This is a genomic window from Streptomyces olivochromogenes (genome assembly GCF_021538895.1).
Lineage (GTDB): Bacteria > Actinomycetota > Actinomycetes > Streptomycetales > Streptomycetaceae > Streptomyces > Streptomyces olivochromogenes_A.
The window spans coordinates 97344-115522 of sequence record NZ_JADDRL010000001.1; the positions used below are offsets into that span (position 1 = coordinate 97344).

Below are 18179 nucleotides of genomic sequence, written 5' to 3' on the forward strand. Positions count from 1 at the left end.
CCTGCGTCCACCCGGGATCAGAGCCGGGCACTCCTCCGCAGGGCTTCCTCGTCGCCGTTTGATCCTTGCCGGGGTGGCCGTGTGAGTAAACCGATTTGCGGAGTCGGGCCGACGCGGGCGTTGCCGGAGGTCAGGTCCACTCTTGCGCGGCGGCGCGCTTGCCCTTGCCGGAGAAGATGCCTGCCGAGCGAAGCGCGCCGGCGCCATGAGCGGGTCGGCGACGGGGACTCCGTGGACCAGTTCGGGTGTGCGCTGGAAGGCGACGGCCTCAGTTGCCGCTCTGGGGGCGGTCCAGGCGCCGGCCACCGGATCCACTCGGTGCCGGGCGCAGACCGCTTCAACGAGTGAGCGCGGGCAGTTCTCCTCGCCCCGCAACACATGCGGCAGCACGCGCACGGCGTCGTATCCAAGGCACGCGGCGGATCTTACTCAGCCACCCCACGTCGATGCGGGGAGTCATCGCCAGGGTGGAGGTGGAGGTTGCGTCGGCCGAGGCAGTTGTCCACCCGCAGTGAGCGACAAAGCGCACACATGACAAAGGCAAGGAGATCTGACTCCTTGCCACTCTCAACTTATAGCGCACCGGGGGGCTTGCGGCAAGGCCCCGGTCATGCCGCAGGATGGTCGGCCGAAGCCAGAACCTGCGGATATGGGGGATTTACGATATGCGTGTGGTGTTGTCGACGTGGGGATCGCGCGGGGACGTCGAGCCGGTGGCGGGACTCGCGGTGGCGTTGCGCGGACTCGGTGCGGAGGTGCGGGTGTGCGCGCCGCCGGACGAGGAGTTCGTGGCGCTGCTGGCTCGTGTCGGCCTGCCGCTGGTACCGCTCGGCCCGACGGTGCGCTCCGTGGTGGCCGGGGAGAGGCCGCCGTCGGCGGGATACGCGTTCCAGCTCGCGGCCGAACTGGTCGCCGCGCGGTTCGAGACGCTCACCGCGGCGGCCGAGGGATGTGACGCGCTGCTGGCGACCGGCCTGATGCCGTCCGGCGCACGGTCGGTGGCCGAGAATCTGGGCATCCGCTATGCGTTCGCGTGCTTCCACACGCTCGGTCTGCCGTCGAGCCATTTCCCTCCGGGCCGGCGGCCGGGTCGGCAGTCCCCACCGGAGGAGACGGACCTCAAGGTGCTGTGGGAGCAGGACGCCCAGCGCGTGAACGACCTTTACGGCAAGGCGGAGAACAGCCATCGAGCGGCGCTCGGCATGCCACCGGTGGACAACGTTCGTGACTACGTCTTCACCGACCGGCCGTGGCTGGCTGCGGAGCCGGGCCTGGTTCCGTGGGAGAACATGACGGACCTCGACCTCGTGCAGTCCGGACCGTGGATCCTGCCGGACGAGCGCCCGCTCCCCGAGGAACTGGAGGCGTTCCTGGACGCCGGTGCACCGCCGGTGTACGTGGGCTTCGGCAGCATGGCCATGCACACCTCGGCGGACGTCGCCCGGGTGGCCATCGAGGCGGTCCGCGCGCAGGGCCGACGCGTCCTGCTCGCCCGTGGCTGGGCCGAGCTGGCCCTTGTCGACGACCGGGACGACTGCTTCGTCGTCGGTGAGGTCAACCAGCAGGCACTGTTCGGCCGGGTGGCCGCCGTCGTGCACCACGGCGGCGCCGGCACCACGACGACGGCCGCGCAGGCAGGCGCGCCTCAGCTGGTGGTGCCCCAGATCGCGGACCAGCCGTACTGGGCCGCCCGGGTGGCCGAGTTGGGCATCGGCGCGGCACACGACGGTCCGACGCCGACCTTCGACTCCCTGTCGGCCGCGCTCACCACGGTCCTGACCCCCGAGACCGGCGCGCGGGCGCGGGCCGCGGCCGACGCGATGAGCACGGACGGGGCGACGGTCGCCGCGCAGAGGCTCATCGACACGATCAGCGGGGAAAGGCCGCCCGCATCGGCGTGAACCACGCGGAGAGCCGAGCGCCACGACCGTAGCCACACCCGATCCGGGCCCATTCGGGAACCAATTGGGGCCCCATTGGGGCCAACCCCCGGAGCAGCCCGCTCCGGTTGCATATCGGGAATGGCCGATTACCTGCTGTTCACCCGGGACACCCGGGAACGTGGAATTCCGGGAGCACGCTCCCCGGCGTGAGACGTATCGCAGGAATAGTCCTCGCGGTTCTGCTGATCGGTGGCGTGGTGGCCGCCGTCGTCGCAGGCCGACAAGGTGAGGACAAGGGCACGGCAACGAAGACCGTGCGCGGAGTGATCGGATCGGAGAAGGCCGACTTCTTCGCCGATCCCGACGTGGTGAAGGCCCTCGCCGCCAAGGGCTTCACCGTGAAGGCGGAGGCCTCCGGGTCCTGGGCCATGGACGGCCTGGACCTCAAGGGGTACGACTTCACCTTCCCGTCCAGCAAGGCGCCCGCCGACCAGTTGGCCGCCAAGTACCACGTGCAGGAGCCGCTCCCCCGGCCCTTCTACTCCCCTCTCGTGGTCCTGGCCCACCACAACGCCGTCGACGTGCTGGCCGCCAACGGTCTGGCGACGCTCGACGGGAAGAGCCGGGGCACCCTGAAGATGGGCGCCTACCTCGACGCCGCCCGGCACAACCGCACCTGGCAGCAGCTCAAGGGAGCCTCCGGACACGGAGAGTTGACCGGCACGCTGTACATCGCGAGCACCGACCCCGAGACCTCCAACTCGGGCGCGCTGTACCTCGCCGCCGCCTCCTACGTGGCGAACGGCGGCAAGGTGGCTGCCGGCAAGGCGGACATCGACCGCACCGCTCCCCTGCTGCACCAACTCGTCAGCGTCCAGGGCGCCCAGCAGTCCAGCACGGACGCGGTGTTCCGGGACTTCATCAGCGGCGCCGGAAACCCGCCGGTGCTCGTGTACGAGTCGCAGGTCGCCTCGCTGCTCGCCGAACAGCAGCCCAGCTCGGACACGGACGACCTCGTGGTGCTCTACCCGGACACCACGGTCAACAGCGACCACACCGTCGTACCACTCGACGCGAACGGCCGCGCACTCGGCGAACTCCTCAGCACCGACCCGACCCTGCGCAAGCTCGCCGTCCGGCACGGATTCCGGCCGCAGGGCGATGCCGGTGAGTTCGTCGCGGCCACCAAGGACCGCACCGCCTACCTCAACCAGAAGCTGACCGGCGTCCGGCAGGCGCCCGTGCCCACCTCCGCGGTGCTGCACGAGATGGCCCGCCGGGCGCGCGGATGACGGGGGATCAGCACATGACCAGCAGCGACAACCAGTTCACACTCACACCGCCGAGCGACAGCGAGTTCGCCCTCACCCCGCCCGAGGCCGTCACGCCCGTGCCGCGGGAGAAGGCCGGCGGACTCGTGCCCGTCGACGACAGCGTCCGTACGGACATGGCCCGCAAGGCCACCGCCTATGTTGAGGGACTTGCCCAACTCGACGCCCGCTCGCCCGAGTTCGCGGGCAAGGTCGGTGAGATCACCGCCCTCGGCTCCGGCGAGATGCGCGCCGCCACCGCCCAGTCCAACCGCATGCTGGAGCGGACCCTGCGCAGCCTGCCCGACAAGGGCGGGGACGCCCAGTCGAAGGTCGCCGGCTCGCTCGTGGAACTGCGCCGGGTCGTGGAGGATCTGGACCCGCGCGACATGCCCGCGAGCAAGGGCCGCAAGTTCCTCTCCAAGCTCCCCGGCGGCAACAAGTTGCGCGACCACGTCGCCAAGTACGCCTCCGCACAGGGCACCCTCAACAAGATCGTGGGTTCGCTGCGCGGCGGACAGGACGAACTGCGCCGGGACAACGCCGCGTTGCAGACCGAGCGGGTCCGGCTGTGGGAGACCATGGGCAAGCTCCAGGAGTACGTGGTCCTCACGCAGGCCCTCGACACAGCCGTCGAGCAGCACATCTCCGGCGTCGGGGCGGGCGACCCCGAGGCCGCCGACACGCTCCGCGCCGACGTGCTCTTCCCGGTGCGGCAGAAGCACCAGGACCTGCTCACCCAGCTCGCCGTGTGCGCACAGGGCTACCTCGCCATGGACGTCGTACGCCGCAACAACGACGAGCTGATCAAGGGCGTCGAGCGGGCCGCCACGACCACCGTCTCGGCGCTGCGCATCTCCGTGATGCTGGCCTCCGCGCTCGACAACCAGAAGAAGGTCGTCGAGCAGGTCAACGCCCTGCGCGGCACCACCGAGGACCTCATCCGGGGGAACGCGGAGATGCTCGCCACGCAGAGCGGCGAGATCCAGCGCATCGCCGCGGACCCGGCCGTGGGCGCGGAGACGCTGCGCTCGGCGTTCCAGCAGATCTACCGCACCCTCGACGCGATCGACACCTACAAGGTGCAGGCGACGGAGGCGATGGCTTCGACGGTCCAGTCCCTGACGGACGAACTGCACAACGCGAGCGCCTACCTGGAGCGCAGCCGGTCGCAGAACGCGCTGGACGGTGGCCTCGCATGACGAGACGCACCGCAAGCGCACTGGCCCTGCTCGCCACGACCGCCGCGCTCCTGACCGCCTGTACGTCGGAGAAGGACCAGGACGACTCGACCGCGCCGAAGCCCGGCACGCTGCGGATCCTCGCCTCCAGCGAACTCAGCGACATGACCGCCGTCTTCGACCGCGTCCGCAAGGACACCGGCGTCACCATCCGCCCCACCTACATGGGCACCCTGGACGCCGTCGACCTGCTCGCCAAGGGCAAGGCCGACGGCGCGTACGACGCGCTGTGGCTGTCCTCGGACGACTATCTGCGGCTGCGCCCCGACGCGGCGAAGAAGGTGCTCTCCGAGACGCCGGTCATGTCGAGCCCGGTCGCCATCGGCGTCAAGCAGGCCACCGTCCAGGCCCTCGGCTGGAAGCCCAAGGAGGTCACCTGGTCGCAGATCGAGCAGGCCGTCCAGGACGGAAAGCTGACCTACGGGATGACCGACCCGGCCCGCTCCAACTCCGGCTTCTCCACCCTCGTCTCGGTCGCCTCCGCCCTCTCCGGCGCGCAGTCCGCGCTGACGGACGCGGACGTCGCCAAGGCCACGCCGAGGCTGAAGAAGTTCTTCAAGGGACAGAAGCTGACGTCGGGTTCGTCGGGCTGGCTGGCCAGCGCCTACAAGCGGCGCGGCAACGTCGACGCCCTGCTCAACTACGAGTCCGTCCTCAAGGGCATCCCGGGCCTGACCGTGATACGCCCCAAGGACGGCGTCGTCACCGCCGACTACCCGCTGTCCTCACTCACCGCGAGCGACGCCCGCACCCGCGAGGACGTCCGCAAGGTGACGGAGGACCTGCGCACCACCACCGTGCAACAGCTCATCACCGACACCACCCACCGCCGCCCGGTCGTCGCCTCGGTGGCGCCCGCGTCCGGCCTGGACACCAGCCGTCGGCGCGAACTGCCCTTCCCCGGCAGCCGTTCCGTCGCCGACGGACTCCTCGACTCCTACGAGAACGAGCTCCGCCGCCCCTCCCGCACGGTCTACGTCCTCGACACGTCGGGCTCGATGAAGGGCGACCGGCTCGCGGCGCTGAAGAAGTCGCTCACCGACCTCACCGGCGACTTCCACGAACGCGAGGAGGTCACGCTGATGGCGTTCGGCTCGGACGTGAAGAGCGTGCGCAGGCACGTCGTGGACCCCAAGGACCCGAAGACCGGACTGGACGCCATCCGGCGGGACACCGAGGCCCTCGACGCCGACGGCAACACCGCGATCTACACCTCGCTGGAGAAGGCGTACGACCATCTCGGCGCCGGACGCGACACGTTCACCTCGATCGTGCTGATGACCGACGGCGAGAACACGGCCGGCGCGAAGGCCGGCGACTTCGACGACTTCTACCGCCGGCTCACCGGCACCCGGCGGGACACCCCCGTCTTCCCGATCGTCTTCGGCGACTCCGACCGCTCCGAGCTGGCCCACATCGCCGACCTGACCGGCGGCCGTCTCTTCGACGCCCAGAAGGGCTCGCTGGACGGCGCCTTCGAGGAGATCCGTGGCTACCAGTAAGGTCCTCGGCTACCTGGAGTCCCGCAAGAACCTCGCGGGCGGCACCTGCGGCCTGCTCGGCCTGGTGCTGACCTTCACCGGGGTGGCGGGCCCGTACTGGCCCGTCGTGGTGGCCGGTCTCTACGGCGCGGGCGCCCTGATCGCCCCGCCGGAACGTCCGGCGCCGCCCGACTTCCCGGACCCCTCGGCCCAACTGGGCGCGGTGCGCAAGGACTTCGCCAAGCTCGGCACCTATCTCGCCGACGTCGACCTGCCACCGGCGCTCCGCACCCGGGTCACCGAACTGACCGAACTGCTGGGCGCTCTGCTGGATCCCGGCTGGGTCGCCGAGGTGCTCGCCCAGGACCCCGAGGCCGTACACACCCTGTCCCGGGCCGTACGGCAGGACATCCCCGAGGCCGTCGACACCTTCGTACGAACCCGATGGTGGACCCGCCTTACCCCGGGCACCGAGCCGCCCGAGCAGCATCTGGACCGTCAGCTCACCCTGCTGCGCGAGGAGGCCGAACACCTCGCGTCGGCACTGCGCGACACGGAGGCCCGACGCCAGGAGACACATACGCGGTACCTGGAGGACCGTTCGTAGTAGGCGCGACTGCGCGCCGGCAGCGCGGACAGAGCAACGAAACTGTTCAGCGCGTTTCGACGAGCGCGCGACACGGCATGGCTCGCTCGTCGACTCCGAGGTCCCCGTCTCGCTCCACCCGATACAGACGGGCCCTTGGTGAGCGGGTCACCGCGTCGGCCAACAGTCCATCGGTGAAGAGGGCACCGACGCCGTCCTCCAACGCCCAACCGCCTGACAGCGAACCGGTTGCCACGGCTGCTCGGTAGGAGGAGCGGCGACCCGGTTCGCTGTCGTAGTGGGGACAGACCGAGCCGGACAGCAGACCCAACCCGTCCGGCAGAAACGTCAGCGGTCCGAAGGAGTCCGTGTGCGAGCCTTCGGCCCAGCAGTTGGCGCCCGCGCTGATACCGCACAGCAGGGTTCCGCGATCGTAGGCCTCGCACAGCATTCGGTCCACGCCGTGCGTGCGCCAAACCGCCAGCAGGTTCGCGGTGTTGCCGCCACCTACGTAGACGACATCTTGAGAGAGCAGGAACGTTCGCAGGGCGTCGTCATCGAGTTCCCGCCGGAACAGCGACAGGACGCTTGGCTCACAGTCGCGTGCCTGGAACGCGGTGAGAAATTGCTCGATGTAGGCGGGGGCATCGCCGCTGGCCGTTGGGACGAAGCACACCTTAGGCCGGGAGGTGCGCACATGGCCGAGCATCCAGTCGTCCAACAGACCATCGTCATCGGTGGAGAAGCCGCCGCCTAGGAGAGCCAGATGACGTTCGGGGCTGTCGGACACGGGAACGCTCCTTCGGTGTTGGGATCCGCACGGGCGGACGGTGCCACGCACCATGCCGGGACGGCGGCCGCGTCCGCAATCGATTAGAAGCCGGGGCCGCAAGGCAGCCGCTAAATCACAGGCACACGCGGACAGCCTGAGGAATCATGAAGCATGCGCCCGGATGACTGGCACCTCACCGAAGACCTCGACGACTTTCTCGCCCGTACCCGAGACTTCCTGCACTCGCGCCCCGCGCTGCACACCCTCCATCTGACGGTCACCGAGACCCTGCGAACACGAGGGATGGACGGGTACGGCCCCGAAGCCCCTCTCTTCGGCCGACTGGAGCAAGGGGGTGAGGTGCGCGCCACCTTCTTCCGTACCCCGCCGCGCCATCTGAACCTCACGCCCCTCACCCCCGAGCAGGCCGACGCCCTCGCCGCCCGCCTGGCCGGTCTCGGCCACCCTCTCCCCGGTGTCGGCGCGGACCACGACACCGCCGCCGCCTTCGCCGAGGCATGGCAGCGGCACACGGGCGCGACGCCGACGCTCCACCAGCGGCAGCGTCTGTACCGCCTCGGCACGCTCACGCCACCGGAGCCGTTCCCGGAGGGCCGGGGGCGAGTCGCGGGTGAGCAGGACCGCGAGCAACTCATGCTCTGGCGCACGGAGTTCGCCGCCGCCATCGGAGAGGCCGCCCTCACGGATGCCGGCTCCTGGGCCGACTCGCACATCGCCTCCCGGGGCGTCACGTTCTGGGAGACCCCGGACGGCACACCCGTCTCCATGGCCGGCCTGACCTCGATGGTCGCAGGCCAGATCCGGGTGGCGCCCGTCTACACCCCGGCCGACCTGCGCGGCCGCGGATACGCGGGCGCGGCGACGGTCGAGGTGAGCCGGGTCGCGCTGGCCGCGGGCGCGGCGGAGGTCCTGCTGTTCACGGACCTGGCCAACTCCACCAGCAATGGCCTCTATCAGCGGATCGGGTATCGCCCGGTCGCCGACTTCACGGTGTACGACTTCACGCTGCGCGACTTCTCGCGGGCCGACCCGGAAGTCGGCTAGCGCCGTGCCGCTCGTCTTCTGAGGCGGACGTCGGCTCACGCGCCCGTATGTTGAGTCAGACAGGTGAAGTACACGGTACCGGCCCACTCGGAGCTCTCAGCGAAGCTCAGCACGGCTGCCCGAGCCGGCAAATCGCACGACGGCACGTCTGTAGAGAACGAACCCTCGCCGTCAGGGTCGTACGCAAGGAGATCCGTGCACTGATAGGCGGGCGCATTCGCGAGGAGGATCGCATCCTTCGCGCCCCCGCTGTCCGATCCGGTGTACACGAGACAGTACGAGGTGCCCGGGTCGCCGCCGGTGGCAGGGGCCTGGATGACACGGACCTGTTCGAGTTGCGGCTGCGCAGCCGCTTTGAGGCTCGGCGATGGACTGACCGAGGAGCCCGATGGGGACGAGGGGTTTGAATCGGCGGTGCCGGCCTCGGTTGGCCGAACAGGTGCCTGCGCGTCCGTACGACTGCCGTCGTCTGCCGCGAGATGCATCACTCCCGCCACGGCGAAGCCACTGACCACGGCGACCGCGACTGCCATGCCGGCCAGCGGAAGCCAGGACCACCGCCCCACCGGATCCGACGCGGGCACGGAGATGATCGGGATGTTGTCGAGCGTGTCGCCGCTGTGGAAGCGGACCAGATCTTCCTCATCCGGGCGCAGCGGACGCTGCGGACTCTCAGGCATGAACCCCCCAGTGACATGCGTACGAGAGGGGAAGTTATGCGCTTTGAGCTGCGGCCGTGGGCAAATGGAGGAACTGGCACCAGATATGTGTGAATCAGGCGGCGGCCGCGACAGTCGCCGCCGTGCTGCCGGCGAGATTCCCGGCCACGCCGTCCACGTGCCGCTGTCAGGTCCCGCTTGGTGCCCAGTGTCCCTTCGTGTCCAACTCGAAGAACGGGAGTTGCTGCGATCCGATCACGCGGAACGGCTGTTTCCCGTCACGGATTCGCAGCGTTCCTTTGCGTTCCCCGCTGGTCCAGTCAAGGTCCAGGTGGAAGCTGCAGTCGCACTTCTCGGTGTCGACCTGGACCACGATCACTTCCGGTTCGGTTGATGAGATCCGGTACGGGAAGTCGACTGCGGAGCCGTCATATCCGGCGCTCGGCACTGCGCTCGGCTGGGGAGAGTCCAAGTTCACGTCGAAGCGTCGTTCCGTGATTCCCCCGCAGCCCCAGCCCGCCGGGTGGGGAGAGTACGCAGTGCCTCGGGCCTGCTTTCGTGCATCCACACCGACCCGGATGGCGTGCAGCACGACACTGTCCGTGGATCTTCCTTGCAGGGTGAGTCGGATGGTGGTCGTATCCGCCGTTACTCCGCCCTGGCGCGTTGCCCACTTGTGCAGGTCTTCTTCGGTCGGTGAAGGAACCGAGACGCGCGCATTGGAGCTGAAGGCATAGGTCCTGCATCCCGCGTCCTCCGGCGCGTCCACTTGAGTGGTCAACGTGAACGGTCGTTTCCCTCCGTGCGTCACCACATCCGTGACCACCTTGTTCGTGGCACCTCTGATCGCGTCGACGATCAGCGGGCTCACACTCGCCACGGCCACCGCTGAGATGAAGCCCGTGATGGCTTTCCAGTGACGACGCCACCAGCTCTGCCGGGGTCCCGGCTGGTGCGTATGGGGGAGCCTCCCGGGCGGCTGGCGATGAGACATGTCTCTCCTATGGGCGGCCTGCTTCTCCGCGTTTATTGCCCCCTGTAGCTCAACCCTCCGCCCAGTTCACCCGCATGCACCGGCCGACCGGAGTCGGCGCGTCACGCGCGCACGGGTTCGCGGACCTCGCCCGTGCCCAGCGTGATCACGGCCCGGGGCCGCATGGGGCCCTCACCGCGCCTGGAGAGCAGGACCACCTCCTCGACCGCCGCCGACAGTGCGCCGAGCCGGACGGCACACTCGGCTGCCAGCTGCTTCGGGTCCTGGGTACGGCCGAGGGAGAGATGCGGGGTGAACCGGCCGCCGCGCCCCTGGCAGAGCGGGAACCGCAGCGCCAGCTCCCGTTGGAGACGGGCCCACGGCGCCCCGCCCGCCGCGGCCGGATCGAGCCACACGGTCGCGTGGTGCCGGTGCCGGAAGTACCGCACCCCGGCCAGGCGCACCGTGAACGCCGTGTTCTCTGCCGCCGCGGCGGACAGCAGCGGTACGGCCCGCGCGAACTCCTCCTCCGGCACGAACCCGAACAGCAGATTCACGTGCGGCGGCCATCGTCGGACCTGCGGATCGTGCTCCCAGCGAATCTCCTGGATCGCTGGCCAAAGGTCCGGCGGCGGCAGCCACGCCACCGCCGTCCGGGCCGTCGGCGCCGCCTCAAGTACGTCCACCGGCTCGGCCCCGCCGAACACGGGATTCCCGTCCACATCACCATCGTCGCAAAATGGGGCCGGAGACCGACCTGGACACTCGCTGACACCCCGTCGGTGTCAGAGACCGGAGCGGGTCTCCTCACACTGCACGCATCGTTCCGCATGCGGTACGGCGAGCATGCGCTCTCTGCCCATCGCGCGGCCGCAGTCCAGGCACAGCCCGAAGCTGTGGTCGTCGAGGCGATCCAGTGCGGCGAGCGTTCGTGAGAGCGCCACTCCGGCGCGGTCGTGCTGAAGTCGGAGCTGTTCGAGGGAGGTCGCCTTCGGGCCGACATCGGCCGGGTCCGGCCGACACTCCTCGCGTACGGCCGATATCGCGGAGTCGAGTTCGGACAACTCGCGACGCAGCCCGTCGGCCTGCGCCGTCAGCGCCAAGCGGGCTGCCTGCTGATCAGCTTCCTGGGCAGTCACTCGTTCAGGGGGTTCGACATCGCTCACTCCTGGTCGTTGTCCGGTGTCAGGTCAGCGATCCACTTCACACGCCTACCCCTGCCGACTCCGGCTATCCGGCCCATCACGGGATTCCCGGGAGAAAGGCTTCGGCTCCGTACGTCGATCAGGAGTAGGTCGCGGTCGGTGTCGCTCAGAGTGACCGGCTCCTCGGGATCCGTGAAAGCGCACGCGAGCCCTCCGACCCACGGCCCCTACGAAGGGTGGTCGGCCGGCGGGAGACGTACGGCAAGCAGGGCGACGTCGTCGGTGCCGTCGGGGGCCAGGCCGGTCAGGAGTTCGTCGCAGAGGATCGCGGGGGTTTCGCGGGCGAGGGCGGCGGCGTGCTGGCGCAGGCGGGTCAGGCTGCGGTTCATGGGTTCGCCCCGCCGTTCGACGAGCCCGTCGGTGTAGAGCAGGACGGCGGACTGGTCGGGGAGGGGTTCCGTGGCGCTGGAGCGCGGCACCTCGGTGCTGACGCCGAGCGGAAGACCGTGTCCGCCGTTCAGGTAGTGGGTGTCTCCCTGGTGGGTGATCAGAAGTGGCGGAAGGTGGCCGGCGCGGGCGTAGTCGAGTTGCCGGGGGCCGCATTCCGGCCCGTGGATGATGGCGTAGATGCAGGTGGCGGTGGCCTCGGGGTAGAGATTGTGCTGGGCGAGGTCCAGGCGGCGCAGGATCCTGGCCGGTGGTTCCTGTCGGTCGCTGGCGATGCCGCGGAGCATGTTGCGCAGGTAGCTCATGGTGACGGCGGCCTTGAGGTCGTGTCCGGTGACGTCGCCGATGATCAGTGTGGTGTCGCCCGTGGGCAGCAGGAAGCTGTCGTACCAGTCGCCGCCCACTTGCGCGGTGGCGTGCGAGGGAACGTAGCGGGCGGCCATGGTCAGGTGGTCGACGACGGGGAGTTCGGGGAGCAGGGAGCGCTGGAGGCGTTCGGCGATGTGTTCCATCTCCCGGTGCAGTCGTGCGTTGTCGACGGCCAGGCCGATGCGGTGGACGATGTTCTCGATCAGGGGCAGGGAGTCCGCGGCGAGCGGGGGATGGCTCCCGCAGCGGGAGACGGTGACGGCGCCGAGGACCTCCCGGCGCGCCCGCACGGGGGCGCTGACGGCGCTGGTGGCGTTCTGCTCCGCGAAGTAGTGGGCCTGGGCCGCGTCCCACTCGTCGGGTTCGGGGCCCGGGTGCAGGTCGGTAAGGGTGAGGAACAGGGGGCCGGCGCCGCGCAGCACGCGGGCCAGTGGACCGGTGGCGGTGTCCGAGAGGCGCGGCAGCCGGGCCACGTCCTCTCGCAGTTGGCCTCCCGCCGCCGTGCGCATGACGCGGATACGATCGATCGCGTTGTCCTCGCTCAGCAGGTCGATGACGCACGAGTCGCCGATGCGGTGGGCGACGATCCGGCACACCCGGCGCAGCCCCTCGGTCGCGTCCATCGTGCCGGCGAGGGCGGAGTTGATGTCGGCCAAGACCGTCAACCGGTCCAGAGCCTGCTGAAGGATCTCGTCGACGTCGTATTCATCCACCATTTCATCCACCATGGGCCACATTCCCCGATTCGCAGGGTGACGGACCGGACCCGTCCGCCGTGGTCACCGACGGGGTCGGTGACCACGGCGGCACGGCACGGGTCAGCGCAGGGCGGCGACGGCCGCCCCAGTACGGACCGTCTCCACCGTGTCGATCTGGTCCCGGGCGCGGTCCAGCAGTTCCTTCAGCAGCGTCTCGTCCAGTTCTCTGGCCGGAGTGAGCGCCAGCAGTGTCTTCCACAGCAGGGACTTGCCCTCAATGCCCAGGCGCAGCATCTCCAGTTCGATGACGGTGCTCAGCCCGGCGCGCCGTGTCGCCCGCCCGTTGAGCTTGAGCAGGCGTCCCTTCTCGCCGAGCCACCCGGCGAACACCTTGTGGCGGCGGGCGGGGACGGCGAGCGCGTCCATCAGGTCGAGGAGGGTCTGCCGATCCTCCGCGATCTCGACCGCCAGTCGGCGCAGTTCACCGCCGTAGGGCGATGAGCGGTGGTGCTCGGCGAGACGATGTGCGATCAGTCGCCCGGCCGTGGCTCCGGCCAGGTGGTCGTTCAGATAGATCCCGAGAGCTTCCCGGCGCATGGCGACCTCCTCGATCCCTCAGGGCTCCGCGAGCCGGACGTCGACGGCGCCTTCCGGGGTGACCCGGCAGTCGAATCGCGGCTGGGGCGCCGTCGCAGGGCCCTGGACGTTCACGCCGTCGGAGAGCCGGAACCGGCTGCCGTGCCATGGGCATTCGATGCAGCCCTCCAGGACCTTGCCCTCATGGAGCGGTCCGTCCATGTGGCTGCACCGGTCGGCCAGGGCGTTCGGCACGCCGTCCTCGTCCCGCACGACGGCCAGCGCGACCTCATCGACGGTCCGCCGTACGGGCTCGCCCACGGGAAAGTCGTCCAGCGTCCCGATCCGGTGCCAGCCGGGCTCGACCAGCACGGGGACGGCTTCCGCGTGGTTGACGCCGGCGGCCTGCCGATAGGCGAGGTGGCCGCCGAGCACACCCCCGGCCGTGGCGAGCGTCAGACCCCCGTAGCCGAGCAGGCGGCCGAGCACGTCGTACCCCTTCGTCCGCGCCGCCAGGGAGGCGGAGTAGGCGGTGACCGCGGCGAGGTTCGCCGCGGCGTGCACCAGGCCCACGCGGGCCTGTCGGGGGCGCTGCTCGGCCCAGTCCACCCAGCCGGCCAGGGCGGCCGGTCCCGCGGAGACCAGGCCAACGCCTATGAGTAGGCGTGCGGCGCGGCTCTCGTCGGGGAAGAGGTCGAGGATCGCGGCCGAGCTCCATGAGCCGATGGGCAGTTGCACCAAGGCGGGGTGGAGTGGGTGGCCGAGCCAAAGACCTCGTAGCGCGTCCCTGCCCTGCCCCAGGGGGAGTGCGCGAACGACCTTGCGTATGGTCCCGGCCATGGCGTCGAGTCGTGCCTGGCCTTCGAGGGCGTCCATCGCGGCCGCGAGTGCGCCGCTGTGCGGTCCGTGTGTTCCGGTCGTCAATCCCATGAGTTTCATGAAGGCCGGCCCTCCTTTGTTGCGTTGGCGGCCCACCCAGGGGCGGGCTTTCACAGCTCGCGCAGGGCGGGCAGCAGCGTCTTCTCCGCCCAGTCCAGGTACGGCAGTTGGGATGCTCCGCCGACCTGGACGAGGGCTATCTCGGTGAACCCCGCTTCCACGTAGGGGCGCACGGCCTCGGCGAACACCTCCGGGTCGTCCCCGCAGGGGATCGAGTCGGCCAGGTCCTCCTCGCGTACGTACGCACTGGCGGAGGCGAAGGCCGCGGTCCCGGGGAGCTCGGCGTTCACCTTCCAACCACCGCCGAACCAGCGGAACTGGTCATGTGCCCGCCGTACGGCTTCGTCCGGATCCGGGTCGTGACAGACCGGCAGCTGCCCCACACGCGGCTTGCCCGTACCCCCGTGCTCGTCGAAGGCGGTGACGAGGTTCGCGTCCGGCTCGACGGCGATCATCAGGTCGGCGAGACGGCCCGCCAGCGCGCAGGACTGCCGCCCGGAGACCGCCACACCAATGGGCGGCGGCCTGTCGGGCAGGTCCCAGAGCTTGGCGGACTCCACGTCGAAGTGCTCGCCACGGTGGTTGACGTAACCGCCGCCGAACAACGCCCGGATGATCTCGATCGCCTCGGCGAGCATTTCCTGACGTACGTCGACGGATGGCCAACCGCCGCCCACGACATGCTCGTTGAGGTTCTCGCCGGAGCCCAGCCCCAACCGGAAGCGGCCGCCGGACAGCAACTGCATCGTCGCCGCCTTCTGTGCCACCACCGCCGGGTGGTAGCGCCTCGTCGGGCAGGTCACGTACGTCATCAAGGGGATCTGTGAGGTGGCCTGCGCGGCCGCGCCCAGCACGCTCCAGGCGTACGGGGCGTGCCCCTGTTCGTCCAACCATGGAAAGTAGTGGTCGGACGTCACGGAGAAGTCGAAGCCGGCCTCCTCGGCCCGCACGACATGCGTCACCAGGTCCTGTGGACCGGCTTGCTCGGTCATCATCGTGTATCCGAATCGCACCATATGTCGCGACTACCCGACCGGCTCACAGGGAAACGACAACGGCGGTGAGCCGGCCTCACCCACGTTTCCTCCTGGTGCCCGCGGGGACTCGACGAGCATCTTGCCCCGGAGGCGTCATGAACCGTCGCATAAGGGTGCCCGTCAACCGTCGGCCCGCCACTCCCCCCGACCAGGACATCGACCGCAGGACGCCCTCGGGACGGATGCTGCCGTACTTATCGAGCCGATTTGCCTCGCCGCCGTCCAGGCCGTACGGCAGTCGGTGCTCGACCAGAGCATGGTGCCCCTGGTCATCGGTCCGTCCGGCGGTGTGCTGGGCGACGGCGGTACGGAGCCGGTCCCCGTGCAGCGGACCTTCGCCGCGGCCCGGTCCGTCGAATTCGACGCGCTGCTGCTGGCCGGTGCGCCCGCGCCCGCCGCGGACGCCCACGGCAGCCGGGACGCCAAGGCCGCCGGTGGCGGCGCCGCGCCGGTGGACCCGCGGGTCCTGCTGCTCGTCGGGGAGGCGTACCGCCATGCCAAGGCCATCGGCGGCTGGAACGGTGCCCGGCAGGTGTACGAGGCCCTCGGCATCGCTTCCGACGCGCCGGGCGTGGTGAGCGGGGACGACGGCACGGCCGCCCTGAGCCTGGTGACCGACCTGCTGGCTCGGCACCGCGTGTGGGACCGTTTCCCGGCGCTCATGTGAAAGCCGACCGACCCGGGAAAGCGGTTGAGGCGCGGCGAAACGCGAAGGTCGGGCACACCGACGGTCAGGACTGGCACTGCGGACACCAGGCCGTGCGGCGTCCGGCGACCCGGCTGGAGCACAGGAGGGTGCCGCACCGGGGGCACATGGGCTCGCGCCCGGTGAGCCACGAGCGACGCGGAGGCACGCGCCCGGCACGCACGGCGGTGTCGAGCACTCGGCCCATGGCCGTATGAAGGTGACGCAGGTCCGCTTCGCTGAGGTCCCGAGCCGGAGTCCGAGGGTGGATCCGAGCCCGCCAGAGGATCTCGTCGCAGAGAAGATTTCCGAGACCGGCGATCACGGACTGGTCCCATCAGGGCACTCTTGATGGCGCCGCGCCGCGCCGACAGCAGTTCCCTGAACTCCGTTCTCGGCACGCCCGTGGCGTCGGGGCCCAGCCCCTCCAGAAGCCGGTCGACAGCGTTCTTGTCGGCCAACTGCACGCCCTGCAACTTGCGTTGATCGCGATAGCGCAGGGTCCGGGTGTCGTCGAGGGTCAGCACGATGCAGTCATGCGCCGCGATCGGCTCGTCCAGAGCGCAGCATCGTAGTGACCCTGTCATCCCGAAATGACAGACGAGTGTGGGGCCGTCGACCGTTGGCACGAACAACCATTTACCGTGCCGCCACGCCTTCCCGAGACGCTTTCCCTTCAGCTGCCCGCGCAGCCGCTCCTCGGTGACTCCACCCTGCAGAACCCCGGTGTCCCGTACCTCGATGTCGGTGACACACCGACGGCCGCCGCAGCTCATCAGCGCCCGGCGGAATCCTTCGACATCCGGAAGTTCGGGCATGCAAGGACGGGTACCCGCACGGGGCGGGCCCGCACGCCGGCCGTGTCAGGAAGCACGTGCCTTTCGCCCGCCGCCGGACGCCAGCGCGTCAATGAGTTCGTCGCGGTTCATCGAGGAACGGCCGTGAACGCCGGCATCGGCGGCGCGCCGATACAGCTCGTCCTTGGTGAGGTCACGCAGATCCGCGGTCTTCTTGCGCCGAGGAGCGCGACCGGCGCCGGCGCCTGCCTTCTCATTGTGGGCCTTGGGGCTTCGGGCCCGGTCGACGCTCGCCTGCAGTGCTTCCATCAGGTCGACGACATTGGTCGACTTCGGCGGCGGAGCGGCCTTTTCGACGGGCTCCCCGGCCTGCTTCGCCTTCAGCAACTGAGCGACCTTCTCCTGAAAAGTGTCGTGCCATTCCTCGGGCGCCCAGTCGATGCTGAGCGTGTCGATGAGCTGCCCGGCCATCCGCAATTCCTTGTCTCCGGTCCTGGTCCCGCCCGGTAGGGAGCTGATCTCCTTCCGAGGGTCGCGGATTTCATCGGCCCAGTGCAGCGTGTGCATCGTGAGGATCCCGGCTTCGGCCTGCAGCGCCACCAGATACTCGTGGCTGCGCATGACGAAGGTCGCGATCCCGGCCTTGCGAGAGGTGTCCAAGGCTTTGTGCAGCAGTGCGTAGACCTTGCCGTATTCCTCCCCCTTGGGCCCCAGATAGTAGGTGCGGTCGAAAAACACCGGGTCGATGGCGTCCAGGTCGACGAAGCCGTCGATCTCGATGGCTCGTGACCGTCCGGGCGCGATGTCGTCCAGTTCCTCCGGCTCGACGATGACGTACTCGCCTTCGCCCGTGTCGAAGCCTTTGACTATCTCGTTGAAGGGCACCTCTTCACCGGTGCGCTCGTTCACCCGCTTGTTGCGCACCCGGTCCGAAGTGCCACGTTGCAGCTGGTGAAAGTGGACCGCATGGGTTTCCGTCGCGGTGAAGAGCTGCACGGGAACGGTCACCAGCCCGAACGTCAGCACTCCACTCCACACAGCCCGCGCCATGGCGCTCACCTCCGCACACACCCATCGCACCCCGTCAGGGCGCTGATCGCATCCTGGACTTCTGGGTGATAGACGATCAAGGCACTGGGCACTCGTCCCGCACGAGGCCACAGGCACCTCGGCGGAGCGTGACCGCGCGGGGACCAGGAGTTGATGATGAGCCACTCCCAGCGGACCGGAACCGAGCCGACGACCGCCCGGAGCGCCCTCGGGCTGCGTGCCGTACTGGCCGCCGCCGGGTTGGTGCTCTTCACGGCGGCGACGGTGTCGTTCAGCTTGTGGGCGGCTTCCTCATCGCCCTACGGGAGCCCTGACACCGGCGAGCTCGAGGTGCTGGCCGGGATCTGCGGCGTGCTGACCCTGATCTCGGCGGTGAACCTTGCGGCCGTACTGAGAAGACGGGCGAAGGAACGCCCGTAGCGGGAGGGCGTCTCCACGATCCGGGGTACCCGCAGGCCGAGTGAGC

The 18179-nt window shown here is 69.5% G+C and carries 19 protein-coding genes and 1 pseudogene; 8 read left to right on the forward strand and 12 right to left on the reverse strand.

Annotated elements, in window-relative coordinates; translation table 11 throughout:
* Positions 1-665 precede the first annotated feature (665 nt).
* The 5 genes from IPZ69_RS00470 (at position 666) to IPZ69_RS00490 (ending at position 6522) form a co-directional block, all read left to right on the forward strand.
* Positions 666-1901, forward strand: a complete 1236-nt coding sequence (locus IPZ69_RS00470; RefSeq protein WP_235451582.1) for a glycosyltransferase — start codon at positions 666-668, stop codon at positions 1899-1901.
* A gap of 188 nt (positions 1902-2089) precedes the next feature.
* Positions 2090-3175, forward strand: a complete 1086-nt coding sequence (locus IPZ69_RS00475) for a substrate-binding domain-containing protein (RefSeq protein WP_235451583.1) — start codon at positions 2090-2092, stop codon at positions 3173-3175.
* A 14-nt stretch (positions 3176-3189) separates the two neighbouring features.
* On the forward strand, positions 3190-4395 hold the full coding sequence (locus tag IPZ69_RS00480) for a toxic anion resistance protein (RefSeq protein ID WP_235451584.1): 1206 nt from the start codon (positions 3190-3192) through the stop codon (positions 4393-4395).
* Positions 4392-5936 (forward strand): vWA domain-containing protein, encoded by a 1545-nt coding sequence (locus IPZ69_RS00485; protein ID WP_235451585.1) that lies wholly within the window; start codon positions 4392-4394, stop codon positions 5934-5936. Before IPZ69_RS00480 ends, IPZ69_RS00485 begins: the two co-directional genes overlap by 4 nt.
* Entirely contained in the window at positions 5923-6522 is a 600-nt protein-coding gene (locus IPZ69_RS00490) for a hypothetical protein (protein ID WP_235451586.1), read from the forward strand. Before IPZ69_RS00485 ends, IPZ69_RS00490 begins: the two co-directional genes overlap by 14 nt.
* Before the next feature lie 46 nt (positions 6523-6568).
* Here IPZ69_RS00490 and IPZ69_RS00495 read toward each other — a convergent pair whose 3' ends face one another.
* A complete protein-coding gene (locus tag IPZ69_RS00495; protein ID WP_308407405.1) occupies positions 6569-7291 on the reverse strand; it encodes a Type 1 glutamine amidotransferase-like domain-containing protein in 723 nt (240 codons plus the stop codon).
* Positions 7292-7444: 153 nt separating this feature from the next.
* On the opposite strand from IPZ69_RS00495, the gene IPZ69_RS00500 reads away from it, so the two are divergent.
* Positions 7445-8338, forward strand: coding sequence for a GNAT family N-acetyltransferase (locus tag IPZ69_RS00500; RefSeq protein WP_235451587.1), 894 nt, complete (start codon positions 7445-7447; stop codon positions 8336-8338).
* A gap of 35 nt (positions 8339-8373) precedes the next feature.
* Here IPZ69_RS00500 and IPZ69_RS00505 read toward each other — a convergent pair whose 3' ends face one another.
* The 8 genes from IPZ69_RS00505 to IPZ69_RS00540 all read right to left on the reverse strand — a co-directional run bounded on the left by IPZ69_RS00505 (position 8374) and on the right by IPZ69_RS00540 (position 15160).
* Positions 8374-9018 carry a hypothetical protein gene (locus IPZ69_RS00505; RefSeq protein WP_235451588.1) on the reverse strand — a complete coding sequence of 215 codons (645 nt, stop codon included), beginning with the start codon at positions 9016-9018 and terminating at the stop codon, positions 8374-8376.
* A gap of 166 nt (positions 9019-9184) precedes the next feature.
* The gene (locus IPZ69_RS00510) at positions 9185-9868 is read right to left on the reverse strand and encodes a hypothetical protein (RefSeq protein ID WP_235451589.1); all 684 of its coding nucleotides are present in this window, start codon (positions 9866-9868) and stop codon (positions 9185-9187) included.
* A gap of 224 nt (positions 9869-10092) precedes the next feature.
* A complete protein-coding gene (locus IPZ69_RS00515; RefSeq protein WP_235451590.1) occupies positions 10093-10692 on the reverse strand; it encodes a 2'-5' RNA ligase family protein in 600 nt (199 codons plus the stop codon).
* A gap of 63 nt (positions 10693-10755) precedes the next feature.
* On the reverse strand, positions 10756-11109 hold the full coding sequence (locus tag IPZ69_RS00520; RefSeq protein ID WP_235451591.1) for a TraR/DksA family transcriptional regulator: 354 nt from the start codon (positions 11107-11109) through the stop codon (positions 10756-10758).
* A gap of 233 nt (positions 11110-11342) precedes the next feature.
* Positions 11343-12647: a PP2C family protein-serine/threonine phosphatase gene (locus IPZ69_RS00525; RefSeq protein ID WP_235451592.1), complete on the reverse strand. Its 1305-nt coding sequence runs from the start codon at positions 12645-12647 to the stop codon at positions 11343-11345.
* A 102-nt stretch (positions 12648-12749) separates the two neighbouring features.
* Positions 12750-13226: a hypothetical protein gene (locus IPZ69_RS00530; protein WP_235451593.1), complete on the reverse strand. Its 477-nt coding sequence runs from the start codon at positions 13224-13226 to the stop codon at positions 12750-12752.
* 18 nt (positions 13227-13244) lie between these two features.
* Entirely contained in the window at positions 13245-14135 is an 891-nt protein-coding gene (locus IPZ69_RS00535) for a Rieske 2Fe-2S domain-containing protein (RefSeq protein WP_374292524.1), read from the reverse strand.
* A gap of 59 nt (positions 14136-14194) precedes the next feature.
* Positions 14195-15160, reverse strand: coding sequence for an LLM class F420-dependent oxidoreductase (locus IPZ69_RS00540; RefSeq protein WP_235451594.1), 966 nt, complete (start codon positions 15158-15160; stop codon positions 14195-14197).
* On the opposite strand from IPZ69_RS00540, the gene IPZ69_RS47295 reads away from it, so the two are divergent.
* The gene (locus IPZ69_RS47295; RefSeq protein WP_308407406.1) at positions 15141-15848 is read left to right on the forward strand and encodes a hypothetical protein; all 708 of its coding nucleotides are present in this window, start codon (positions 15141-15143) and stop codon (positions 15846-15848) included. The two genes, IPZ69_RS00540 and IPZ69_RS47295, sit on opposite strands and share 20 nt — an antisense overlap.
* A 64-nt stretch (positions 15849-15912) precedes the next feature.
* Here the strand turns inward: IPZ69_RS47295 and IPZ69_RS47300 are convergent, their stop codons facing one another.
* The 3 genes and pseudogenes from IPZ69_RS47300 to ku form a co-directional block, all read right to left on the reverse strand.
* Positions 15913-16191: a zinc finger domain-containing protein gene (locus IPZ69_RS47300; protein WP_308407407.1), complete on the reverse strand. Its 279-nt coding sequence runs from the start codon at positions 16189-16191 to the stop codon at positions 15913-15915.
* 205 nt (positions 16192-16396) lie between these two features.
* Positions 16397-16684: pseudogene (locus tag IPZ69_RS47305) on the reverse strand (DNA-formamidopyrimidine glycosylase family protein); the annotation flags it as partial.
* Positions 16685-16729: 45 nt separating this feature from the next.
* A complete protein-coding gene (ku, locus tag IPZ69_RS00555; protein ID WP_235451595.1) occupies positions 16730-17713 on the reverse strand; it encodes a non-homologous end joining protein Ku in 984 nt (327 codons plus the stop codon).
* Between the two features lie 156 nt (positions 17714-17869).
* On the opposite strand from ku, the gene IPZ69_RS00560 reads away from it, so the two are divergent.
* Positions 17870-18133 (forward strand): DUF6343 family protein, encoded by a 264-nt coding sequence (locus IPZ69_RS00560; protein ID WP_235451596.1) that lies wholly within the window; start codon positions 17870-17872, stop codon positions 18131-18133.
* Positions 18134-18179: the final 46 nt, after the last annotated feature.